6 protein-coding genes are annotated in these 12,323 nt (G+C 42.3%); 2 read left to right on the top strand and 4 right to left on the bottom strand.

The genetic code is table 11. The annotated features are described in order from the left end of the window. The 4 genes from JKP82_RS13980 to hslR form a co-directional block, all read right to left on the bottom strand. The coding region (locus JKP82_RS13980) for an FG-GAP-like repeat-containing protein (RefSeq protein ID WP_218397505.1) at positions 1-5,418 on the bottom strand (5,418 nt) is incomplete at its 3' end. 596 nt (positions 5,419-6,014) lie between these two features. Next, positions 6,015-7,577 carry a phosphoenolpyruvate carboxykinase gene (locus tag JKP82_RS13985; RefSeq protein ID WP_218397507.1) on the bottom strand — a complete coding sequence of 521 codons (1,563 nt, stop codon included), beginning with the start codon at positions 7,575-7,577 and terminating at the stop codon, positions 6,015-6,017. A 287-nt stretch (positions 7,578-7,864) separates the two neighbouring features. Further along, positions 7,865-8,764 (bottom strand): Hsp33 family molecular chaperone HslO, encoded by a 900-nt coding sequence (gene hslO / locus JKP82_RS13990; protein WP_159534064.1) that lies wholly within the window; start codon positions 8,762-8,764, stop codon positions 7,865-7,867. 27 nt (positions 8,765-8,791) lie between these two features. Beyond that, positions 8,792-9,187, bottom strand: coding sequence for a ribosome-associated heat shock protein Hsp15 (gene hslR / locus JKP82_RS13995; RefSeq protein ID WP_013786664.1), 396 nt, complete (start codon positions 9,185-9,187; stop codon positions 8,792-8,794). A 136-nt stretch (positions 9,188-9,323) separates the two neighbouring features. Here hslR and gspC point away from each other — a divergent pair, with 136 nt between their 5' ends. Together gspC and gspD are read left to right on the top strand one after the other, a co-directional pair. Next, positions 9,324-10,262, top strand: a complete 939-nt coding sequence (gene gspC, locus JKP82_RS14000; RefSeq protein ID WP_218397508.1) for a type II secretion system protein GspC — start codon at positions 9,324-9,326, stop codon at positions 10,260-10,262. A gap of 18 nt (positions 10,263-10,280) precedes the next feature. Continuing rightward, entirely contained in the window at positions 10,281-12,323 is a 2,043-nt protein-coding gene (gene gspD, locus JKP82_RS14005; protein ID WP_218397510.1) for a type II secretion system secretin GspD, read from the top strand.

Genomic DNA, 12,323 nt, shown 5'->3' on the forward strand with positions numbered 1-12,323 from the left:
AGAGCCATTAACTTTCCGGTCTCTGTATTTTAGGCGGTTTTGCTCATCGTACCCAAAGCTTTCAGTAAAGTCTGTTGCACTTGAAGACGCAAAAGCATGGTCTCTTGTTTCTAAATTTCCAAGGTCATCATATGAATAAATTAGACTATGATAGGGGTTTGCGTAATTTGTCCCTTTTTGAACGTTAAGTGTACTTAACCACCCTGTATCCGACTCGTATGATTTGTTTTCGGTAACCCCATTACCATACTTCACTTGGTTTACTTGCCCACGATGATTAACTTGGGTCACTTCTTGATAGACTTTTCCGTATTCACGATGGCCGGGCGTTGCATTAATAGTCTTAGATGGGAAACCCAACGCGGTATATGTTTGCTTAATTGTGAAGTTATTTGCTGGGTATTGAGTGTAATAAAGACGATTTAACTTATCGTAGCCAAACTCAGTTCTGAAGCTCTCTCCATCTATTAATACATCGTTTGCAGCAACTAGCCCCATACTTCTGTAAGTTGGCCTTTCCCTATGTGTAGGCGTGCCCGAGGCCGATGACTTGCCCTTAAAGTAGGCAACTTCATGTAATTTACCTTTTGCGAAAGCGCCTGAGTCGTACAGCCAATGAGTAAAACCGTCGCTGTCTTTTCGACTCTTTTTTCTGCCAGCTTTATCATATACAAAACTAGTGACTTGGTTGCTGCTATTCTTTTGCTCTACCAACTCGCCAAATGCATTGTAAGCGTAAGACCAGCTCCCTTTATCCAAATCAGTCATGGATATTTTTTGGCCCAAATCATTAAAACTGTTGGTTACTTGTCGATGACTATAAGTATTATTTGAATAAACATTTACCCACAACAAGTCGCCATTTGCTGAATGCCTATAATATAACTTAGAGGTCTGTACATCGCTCCCATTGCTACTAACATAACCTGACGTTACCGTTTCGATATGCCCTAAATAGCTTCGAATCTCTTTATGAATTAAGTTCTTTTCGTTAACTGTCTTTACGGTGTTCCCGCTATAGGTTCGAGTTACCGTCCCTCTTGGCTTAACTTCTTTTGCAACGCGCTTAAGCCTGTCGTATTCGTATGACGTGAAATAGGATGATTTTGCATTTAGCTTGGGCTCGTAGGTTTTTGAAGGGTTACCGTTGCTGTCATACTCTGTAACAGTAACGGTCCAGTCACCAGCTTTGAAAGCCTGAGTTCTAGACCCTACCTGCCGACCCCATTTATCAAAAAACGCCTGACTTTCAGGTTTTCCTGGGGACACGCTTATTATGCGATAGTAAGCTGTTGGAAATAAGCTGCTGTTGTAGCACTCAACCCCAGAGGTTGCGCAATAGGCTGGATATTGACGGCTGATAATGGTTGGATCATTAGCGCCTCCTGCCGTAATTCTAGTTTCTTTTTTACCACCAAAATTATCAAAATACACTTTCGATGTTGTACCATTTGGACTGGTAGAAGTAATCGATGATATTCTTCCTTTGCTTCCGCCGCCATTCCCGGAAACGGATGTTATGGTTTTATAGCCCAATGAATCCGTTGAGCTTATTGTGTATTGCCCCCTACCATCATAGGCTGTAGCCGAGCTTCTTGTTTGAGACAACGTACCACTTTTACCAGAAGCACCTACGGTTGACACCTTAGTTTTGTTACCGAATTTATCATATTCATTCGTCGTCACTAATTTATGACTATTATTGGTAGGACTCACAATCTCTTTTTTAATCATCAATGAGTCAGAATAATACTCAAACTTCGACGATCGATTAACCGTTTTATCGTTTGGCGCATGCTCTACAGCGCTTCCGTTGTGATAGAGAGTTTTGACAACCGATGAATCACTTAGGCGCCCAAATGTTTTGTACTTAACCGATGTACCGTACGTGTTTGTTACTTTCGTTGACCGATAATATTTACTTGGATTAGTCGGATGACGCTCGTAAATTTGAGAAGTTAGCTGATTTCCGTAGCTGTCGTAACTAAACTCAGAATCTACAACTGATTGTTTTGAGGATGACGAAAACGCGCTGTTCAAACTGTATGACGTCTCTTTTGAGCTTTTAATATAAGCAAACACCCCGCCGTTAGCGGTTAATTTAACGTCTGCTGTATTATTGGCCTCAGAGATCAGAATTGAGTTATCACCAATACCTAATGTTTGTACCGTAGATTTTGGCATTCCTGTAAACGGGTAACGTTGATGATATTGTGTTTCTGTGGTCATACAAGTCGCACTATCCGCTACTTGAACAGTCCCACCGTAATCGTAGTACCCATCTTCGTATTTGGGTATAGAAGGTTCAATAGTCTCAGTACCACAAGTTTGTAGATCTCGTGTTCTCAGGCGCTCAAAGCCCAACATTCCACGACCATTTTTATGAACTAGTAATCCACCATATTCGTATAGGACAGAGTTAGTATCTGACGTATTCGTTTGAGTAGAGACAGTTGAAACCACAGAAAAGCCTGATTGGGGAGCAAAGTAGTCTTTGTCGGGGTTACCATCTTTAGCCCATTCAGAAGAAGCATCATTAAAATAAATAGAAGGTTGAGTTATATAACCATATTTGACCGTAGTTTTAACACCGAAAGGGGACGTAAACTCTGTAATAACATTTTCAGGTCGTCCCGACATTCCAGCATAATGTACATACCAGTTGCCGTTACTTTGGAACAAGTCTAATTTACCATCACCATTAGCATCGCCAAATTGAATGGTTCTATTTTCATCAAAATTAAATAGTCCGCGATAGTCCGCTGTAATTTTAGTAGGGTCACCTGGATAGACGCGGGTGAATAATATTTTCCACTGGGTACCTGTTGAGTTAGGTACAAGAATATCGGTTTTTCCATCTTGAGATACATCAAGAAACATCGCGAGATGCTTATCATCCCTATCTATTCCAAATTTAGCGCCTGCGGTCGTTTTTAATTCGCGTAGCCCTAAGAATATATTTCCGTTAGATAACCTATAGTTCCAACTGGAAGCGGTTCTTATTACAATATCACTTAGACCATCGCCGTTTAAATCAGCAACGTGGTAATCTAATTCCGCACTTTCACTTAACACTTGTTTCTCTGTAAACGTTCCATCGCCGTTCGCTACGAATAACTTCCAGTAGTGACTAGATTCGTGTTGCCATACCCCCCCCTCATATTCACAATCACCCATTTCTTGATAATTAGCACCTTCACAATAACCACTGTTATGTTGCTCATGAAATATCAAATCAGAGCGCCCATCTCCATTAATGTCCATTGCAGAAGCATTTTTCATTGTTGCAGTGTGACGGTAAGCAATACGATTGAAACCTAAATCGCCTGCCTGAGAACTAATTGAAATTGCGGTTTTAGCTTCGCTAAAGGTACCGTCGCCTTGGTTTCGATAGTATTTTATTGCGTTGTTTTGACCAAAAACGATGTCGCCTAACGTATCGCCATCGATATCAAGGATTTGAGCCGCGCCTGCAAGCCCTATCGCTTTTCTGTTTGTATTATTGTAATTAACGGTTGCGTTATAGTTACAGTTTGGGGTTCTACTTCCATAACGGCATTGATTTTGTACCGCTTTAAATTCTCGGTCGTAGGAAACTACTATCCAATTGCTAGTGGCAGATTGAGCAACCAAGAGATCTAAGACACCATCTCCGTTATAGTCTAGCACTTGTGCGTATTCAGCTTTACCAGTGGAGCCTGCGTATAGGTGCGTTTCTGTATTGTAGCTTGGCCCTAACTTAGCTTTCCAGGAAGACCCCCTTACATACACAATATCTGAGTACCCATCACCATTAATATCGAAAACTCTCGCTTTACTATAGTTAGATGTATTAGTCACCTTTGTGCCAGATGAGCTAAAAGGCTTAAAAGCGCTATTTACAGTAGAAGATGTAATTTCAGCTTTTTTCTGCCACTTAAACGTTAATGGTTTAAGGCATGAACTGCCGACGCACTCAGTAATCTTTTCAAGATTATTCGCTTCATCCAAATAGGGCGAAGTATGATAACTAAATTTATAAGTTCTAAACTCAGATGAATCGGCAAAGATAACCACTTTATCTAGCAACTTGTCATTTGATACAGGGTTTGCAGTAATCCAGCCGACCGATGGTTTAGGATTAGTTTTATACCTGTAATCTATGCGGTTGTAAGGGTTCACGCCATGCGAAGCGTTGCCTGTGTATTGAATTTCCTCTAAATAATGTTGGCCTTTAGTAAAATTTTCTCCGTATCTAAAAAGTATATAGTTGCCTTTTACATCTTTGATAGCCTTTATCGCCCACATTCGGGCTCTATTTGCATTTGTGGCTAGCTGAACAAAACTATCAGTACCATTCTCAACAACTCCATCTCTATTTTTAAAGCTGGTTCTTAACTGAGTATTATTTAATTTGGAATTACCTGTAACGTGGTTAAGCAAACCGTAGTAGTGAATTTCACCCGACTTAGTTTCCACAGTAAACGCTTTTAAATAGCTACCCGCAGAATCGTAATGAGGAGTAATATAACTAAAAGAATCTGATTCTGTATGAAAACGGGCGTTTTTTGACCAATAAGAACCGTCACTTACCCCTCTATCCGATGTTAATTGTTTAATTTCAGATAAATCGGATGTACTAGTGCTCAGTGACTTGTTTGTTATGAGCCTTTGTCCATCCAAACACAGCCTATCTCCTTTACTAAACCGAACACCTGCAATAGCCCCATCTTGAGCAAAATTCTTTGGGCATCTGGTGATTGCTGATGCTCCAGATATATTCCACCCCTTACCTGCAATACCATCACCACCACTACTTGAATAAGAAATGCCTAAACTAGGTTGGACACCAGCCGTACCTTGAGGAATCTGAAATGGGACTTGGTATGTTGCTGCACCTAATTCGTTCACTCTGAACTCAGCCCCCGTTGTAGCAACATACTGATATGTAGAATTCGTTGTGGATGGAGTGGTCACCACGCCGGTATCCATCACCTCAACAGAAGCAGATGCAACGGTTTCAGAACAAGCCAGCGCACCGGAAGTATATGCTTGCACATCGCATCCGTTTCCTGTCATACAGGCCGAAACCTCTACCTTAAAGTGGCCTTCCTGATTAGTGGTTGCTATAACGCTATTATTCTGAGCGGCAACCGCTTGTGCCGTAGAACATTGCCATGCACCGAGCGACCCTGTTTGAGTATCGATGGTTCTGAAATAATATGCTTGTGTACTGTCTGTTGAGCCTACATTCACCGAAATGGACGTACCTTGCTGAAACGTACCGTAATCAAATGATTCTAGCTTAGGCAATGGCGTAAATGTTGTTATATCTCCAACTCTAATTGGTACCCATGTTGAGCTATAGATATTAGGAGACATTAACATTGCGCCCAACGCTAATATTAAACACATTTTCAACAGGTAGTTGCTACTCATCCCGAATTCCTGATAGTAAGTTTGGTTTTATTTAATTTTGATTATTAATTTATGATTTTAACAGCCACGATCTGAGGACGATTGTAATAGCAGCCACCACCATAAATTGTCAGTTTCAAGGTTGAGTTTGCGTGTATAGATGCTAACAACATACTTTGAGTTATTTCTGGGGCATTTTTGGGGAGAACATAGACACTCGAATTAGAGCAAGAAGCGGGATTGGCGACCGAGCTTTCATTTGTTTTAACGTACAAATCACCTGAGGTAGTAGTCCAGCTCTCAAGAAATTTTATGGTCGTTTCATTTGTGAGCTGATTACCTTGCACAGATAAAGAAAATACAACGCACCAAATAAAGAGGAGCTTTTTTAAAAACATTTTGTTCTTCCCTGAATAAAATGTGAATATATCAGCACATTTTATCAACATCAAATTTTTGTTTTAGTCAATATCATTTACACTCATTTACGACCAAACGAAAAAAGCCCGCGGCTAAGCGCGGGCAAAACATCAATCACGTTGAGTGTGATGAAGGTTGGGAAGGGAAGGGTTGCCTCCCCTAACATCTAACTGCGCCCTAAAAAAACGCAGCAAGAATTAGTAGCCAGGGCCCGCCTTAACAATGGCGTCACTAACATCGTATTTCTCAAAATTCTGCTTAAAGCTATTGACTAGGTTCTGTGCGTATTCTTCGTATTTTCCTGCATCATTCCAGGTTTGCTTAGGCACTAATAAATTATCGTCAACGCCCGATACTGCAACAGGCACATCAAGGTTTAAGCCTTCAATATGTTGGGTTTCAACATTGGCTAAATCACCCGATACAATGGCATCGATAATGGCGCGGGTAGTAGGAATGTCGAAACGCTGACCTGTACCATAAGGCCCACCAGTCCAACCGGTATTCACCAAGTACACTTTGGCATTGAACGCTTTAACACGTTTAATTAATAACTCGGCATACACGCCTGCTGGGCGTGGGAAAAAGGGTGCCCCAAAACAGGTAGAGAAGGTCGATTCAATATCAGAGGTTGAACCAATCTCTGTTGAGCCCACTTTTGCCGTGTAGCCACTTAAGAAATGATAGGCCGCCGCTTCTTCACTTAGTACTGATACAGGCGGTAACACACCACTTACATCACAGGTTAAAAATACGACAGAGCGAGGCTCGCCGCCACGGTTTGCTTCAACCCGCTTTTCAATGTGGCTTAATGGATAAGCCGCCCGTGAATTTTGGGTTAGCGACGTATCTTTGTAATCTGGGGTGCGAGTATCGTCTAGCACAACGTTTTCTAAAATAGTGCCAAACTTAATGGCGTCCCAAATAACCGGTTCGTTCTTTTGCGAAAGGTCGATACATTTTGCGTAGCAGCCGCCCTCAATATTAAACACACTGCCTTCGCCCCAACCGTGTTCATCATCGCCAATTAAAAAGCGTTTAGGATCGGCAGATAACGTGGTTTTACCTGTACCCGATAAACCAAAGAACAAAGTGACATCGCCTTGCTCGCCTACGTTGGCAGAGCAGTGCATGGGTAATATGTCTTTCGCAGGAAGTAAGAAATTCTGAACCGAGAACATGGCTTTTTTCATTTCACCGGCGTATCTCATGCCGGCAATAAGCACACGTTTTTTAGCAAAATTAATCACTACCACGCCATCACTGTGGGTGCCGTCACGCTCTGGGTCACACACAAACCCAGGAACATTTAATACTTGCCACGGGCTTTCGTTATTGACGTTCCATTTGTCTGGCACGATAAAAAGATTACGCGCAAAAACGTGCTGCCACGCAGTTTGCGTTCTTACTTCTAAAGGGAGTGCATGCGCAGGATCTGAGCCCACTTGAAGGTGTGATAGAAAATGCTCTTGAGTAGTTAGGTAGGCCTCTACTTTGTTCCACAAGGCATCGAATTTAGTAGCATCAAATGGCTTATTAACCTTGCCCCAATCGATTTCATTCTCAGTGGAAGGCTCTTTTACGATGAACCTATCATTTGGTGAGCGACCAGTTCTTTCGCCGGTTTCAACGACCAAAGCCCCGTTAGTATCTAACACACCCTCGCCCCGCTTAATCGCGCGTTCGATTAATTCGGCGCTAGGCAAATCAACCAATGGAGAGATTTTTAAATCCGTTTTTAAAGACGCTGCCACACTCATAACCGTAACCCTTAATGTAATCTTTCAATAGCACTTTCAAAAAGTATCATTTAACTGAGTCTAAAGTAAATAAGGGCATAGCGTTATTTCTATAAAGAATACTGATTATTAATCTGGATCAACTTTCGAAAAAAGCGTAATAAAATTACATTTTTTATTTTGAGGAGGGATACAAAACGGGATACGTGTTTTTTTATCAACTTCCCCTTACAACATATGCTGTAAAGGGAAAGTGAATTAAGAGGTTTTCTTTTTTGTTTTCTTATTTTAGGGGCGGGAGTGTACCCTTATTGATTAGTATCAGGTGAGGGTGCATTACCATTGTGAATCGCCTCAATATCAATGCTATCGAAACGATATTCTGCATGGCAGTACTGACAATTCATTTTAATGTCGCCATCTTCTTTCACTATCGATAAAAGCTCAGCTTTATCGATATTACGAAGTGCTTCTGCGCTACGTTCTTTAGAACACGTACACGCAAAACTAACCGCTTTCGCAGGGTATACTTCCACTTCTTCTTGGTGATACAAACGATAAAGAATGTCTTCAACCGACAACGAGAACATTTCTTTTTCCGTTAACGTTTCGGTTAACGTAGCAATATGATCAAACCCTGTTGCTTGGGTGATGTCAGTGGCGCTGGCATCTGTTGGTAATACTTGAAGCAGCATACCCGCCGCTCTGGCATTGTTTTCATCTTGCAAGTCAGTCATTAAGTGCACGCGAGTGGCTAACTGTTCAGACTGAGCGAAGTATTCTTCTAAACACTCAGCTAATGTTGGCTTATCTAATGCCACAATACCTTGATAACGCTCGCCTTCATCAGGAGTGATGGTCATCACCAACACCGCTTCGGTAAGTAACTCATCAAATGCTTCTGGCAGCGTTTCTAGGCTTTCATCCCAGCGGGCAACGCCACGAAATGTTTGTTCATGGGTGGCATTAATAACCGCGTAACTTACCGGCCCTTTACTTTGAATTTGTAGGGCAATTTCGCCTTTAAATTTAAGCGTAGCCGTAAGTAAAGACGTTGCCGCTGCCAATTGCCCCAACAAACGCTGAATTTGTACGGGGTATTCGTAGCTGTGCACAATTTGCTTTAGGCTTTCATCTAAACGAACTAATTCGCCGCGAACGTTCGCTTGGGTAAATAAAAATCGATGTAATTTATCAAAATCACTCATAAACTTGTCCTGTTAGGCAGCGTACTTCTACTGCTGCTTAAATTTAATAATTTGTCTGCGCTGTTTTTTATCTGGCCGATGTTCTGGCTTAGGACTATGAAAAGCGTTCAATTTTCGTGCAACTTGGTTTTCTTCACGTTTTGTTACACTTGTTTCAGTTTCTTCATATAAGTCTTGAGCAAGTGCTGCGCTAAGTCGTTTATCACTGAGTCCTCGAACAATAACGTCACGGTTATCCCAACCTGAGGGAACTTTTATCACTGCACCAAGCTCTACATTCTTGCCGGGCTTAGTGCGCTGTCCGTTGTAGTGAACTTTTCCTGACTGAACCATGTCTCTGGCAATGGCGCGGGTTTTGAAAAACCTTGCAGCCCATAGCCACTTGTCTAGCCTCACATTTTGTGATGTATTGTTCGTTTCCATAAGACCTTTGTAATAATTTCGTAACGGTGCGGCTTTAGTGTTGTGAGCCCCACCTCGACTAGGCTATGATGGGTCGGACAAAGCGCGGTTAACCAAATTTTCACTTTTATAATAAGCAGTACCATCAAGTGGCGACATGACATTCGATAAACTCAATCCACAGTCTCTGGTTGTTTTTGTAAACCAGAACCAAAAACAACTTCACACGTTAATTGTGGTGCTGCTGAGCCTATATTTAATAGCCTTTGCCGCTAAGCTACTATGGCGAATTATACCTGAACCTCAATTATCTGCGACTCCCGCAGTGAGTTTTGCGCCTATACCTTCTACGGCTTCAGGGCAAAGTGGGGTCAACATACGCAAAATACAACAATTAAATTTATTTGGTAACGCGGCAGCCGCGCCTGCAAAGGTAGAAGAAGCGCCAGTTACCGATGCGCCTGAAACGCGTCTTAACCTTACGCTTACCGGTGTGGTGGCAAGTTCGGATGAAGACTCTAGCACCGCGATTATTGAAAATCGCAATAGCCAAGCCGTGTATGGCTTAGGTGAAAAAATTGAAGGTACTAACGCCACCCTAAAACAAGTATTCCGCGACAGGGTTATCATTAAAAATGGGGTTAGAAACGAAACCTTGATGTTAGATGGCATTGATTACGACGAAGCGAATAAGCGTCGCCAACAACAAGCTAAACGTCGTCCACAGCCAGTGCATGATGAACGAGACGAACCCAATACAAGGCAGTTAAGTGAAGAAGCCATTGAAGCAACTGCTTCATTGCGAGAGCGTCCAGCAAGCTTTACCGACTTCATTTCTATTTCGCCAAAAACCGAAGAAGGTCAGCTTGTCGGTTATCAAGTTAGCCCAGGTAAAGAACCCGCATTATTTAAATCGGCGGGGCTTCAAGCCGGCGATGTGATTGCACAAATTAACGGATTGGATCTGACAGACATGCAGCAATCCCAAGAAGCACTATCTGAACTTCGCAATGCTCAGAATATTGAACTTACAATCATTCGTGATGGCAGTTTTGTCACGCTGTATCTCGATTTGCCTGAGCCATCAGCAGAATAAGAATTAAAGGAAGACAGAATGAAAAGGCGCACTAGCCACAAATTGTTATCTCGCCTAAGCACAGCGCTGTGTACGGCCCTTCTTTGTTTCTCGGTAACAGCCGCTGAATATATGCCTAATTTTAAAGACACTGATATTAGTGAGTTCATTAATATTGTGGGTAAAAACTTAGAGCGCACCATTATTGTCGACCCAAATGTTCGCGGTAAAATTAGTGTTCGAAGCTACGATATGCTGACTGAAGATCAGTATTATCAGTTCTTTTTAAACGTGCTTCAGGTTTACGACTTTGCTGTAGTTGAAATGCCTAGCGGTATTTTAAAAGTAGTGCGCTCAAAAGATGCTAAAACATCAAATATTCCCGTAGTAGAAGGTTCAGCGAAAGACGGTGATGAAATGATCACCCGTGTAGTACCTGTTTATAACGTACCGGTAAGAGAATTAGCCCCTATTTTACGTCAGCTTAACGACCAAGCAGGCGGTGGTAACGTAGTAAGCCACGACCCTTCAAATGTAATGATGATTACTGGCCGTGCGGCCGTAGTAAACCGCTTGGTTGAAATTATTGAGCGTGTAGACCGTGCAGGTGACGAAGAAGTTGAAATTGTGAAGCTACGTTTCGCTTCAGCATCTGAAATGGTGCGTATTATCGACAGCATTAATAAATCTCAAGGTAAAACGAATACCGGTGCAAAATCTGACCCTCGCGTAGTTGCCGACGACCGCACTAACTCAGTGATTGTGAGCGGTGATATTAAAGCCCGCCAACGTTTAATTAACCTTATTGAGCGCATGGATCAGGAATTAGAAACCAGCGGTAACACTCGCGTCCTGTTTCTTAACTACGCCAAAGCCGACGACCTAGTTAAAGTGCTTCAAGGGGTTTCTGCCAGTATTCAAGCCGAAGAGAAAAGTGGCAGCACCAATAGCCGTGGCTCGTCAAATCGTGACGTGAGTATTGATGCTCATGAAGATTCAAACGCGTTAGTCATTACCGCTGAGCCTGACATGATGCGCTCGCTGGAAGAAGTGGTACGTCAGCTCGATATTCGCCGCGCACAGGTTCAAGTTGAAGCCATTATTGTTGAAGTATTTGAAAGCGACGGTACTACTTTGGGTGTTCAGTGGGTATCTGAAAGTGGCGGTGGTACACAGTTTAGCAACGGTGTAATTCCTGTAGGTTCATTGGCTGTAGCGGTTAAAGAAGCAGAAGATACTACCGATACCGAAGCCTATGTGACTGATGAAGGTGCTGTTGTTGAAGTCACCACTACCGATGAAGGTGATTACACTTCTCTTGCTAGCTTGTTAGGCAGCGCCAATGGCTTAATCGCCGGTATTATTGATAATGGCTGGGGCGCAGTTGTGCAAGCGGTTAGCACCGATACTAACTCAAACGTATTGGCCACGCCGCACCTTACGACCATGGACAACGAAGAAGCTTATTTCATTGTAGGTCAGGAAATTCCTATTATCACAGGTACTACAACAGGGTCTAATAACTCGAATCCATTCCAGACGGTTGAGCGCCAAGAAGTAGGTATTAAACTTAAAGTTACGCCTCAAATAAATGAAGGCGATGCAGTACAACTGCTGATTGAACAAGAAGTATCTAGCGTGAGCGGCGCTACGTCAGTAGATATCTCTATCAATAAACGCGAAATTAAAACTACGGTTATCGTGGATGATGGCGGCACGATTGTATTGGGCGGCTTGATAGATGAAGACGTTCAAGAAAGCGTATCTAAAGTGCCTTTATTAGGCGACATTCCTATTCTTGGTAACTTGTTTAAGTCGACGTCTACCAGTAAACGTAAACGTAACCTGATGGTGTTTTTAAAGCCAACTATCGTTCGTGATGGCGCAACCATGAACTCTATTAGTCATCGTAAGTACAATTATATTCGAGCCTTACAGCTAAAACGTCAGCAAGATGGTATTTCTTTAATGCCTAATGCCGAAACGCCAAGTATGCCTAATTGGGATGATGAACTTTCTTTGCCGCCTTCATTTGAAGAATACCTGACTGAGAAAGACAACCTTGATGAAGGTAACGAGTAA

The sequence above is a fragment of the Alteromonas lipotrueae genome, from assembly GCF_019249215.1.
GTDB lineage: Bacteria > Pseudomonadota > Gammaproteobacteria > Enterobacterales > Alteromonadaceae > Alteromonas > Alteromonas lipotrueae.

Excerpts from the sequence above, each read along its gene's own strand:
- JKP82_RS13985 (WP_218397507.1), bottom strand. The coding sequence starts at position 7,577 with ATGAGTGTGGCAGCGTCTTTAAAAACGGATTTAAAAATCTCTCCATTG.
- hslR (WP_013786664.1), bottom strand. The coding sequence starts at position 9,187 with ATGGAAACGAACAATACATCACAAAATGTGAGGCTAGACAAGTGGCTA.
- gspD (WP_218397510.1), top strand. The coding sequence starts at position 10,281 with ATGAAAAGGCGCACTAGCCACAAATTGTTATCTCGCCTAAGCACAGCG.
- gspC (WP_218397508.1), top strand. The coding sequence starts at position 9,324 with ATGACATTCGATAAACTCAATCCACAGTCTCTGGTTGTTTTTGTAAAC.
- hslO (WP_159534064.1), bottom strand. The coding sequence starts at position 8,764 with ATGAGTGATTTTGATAAATTACATCGATTTTTATTTACCCAAGCGAAC.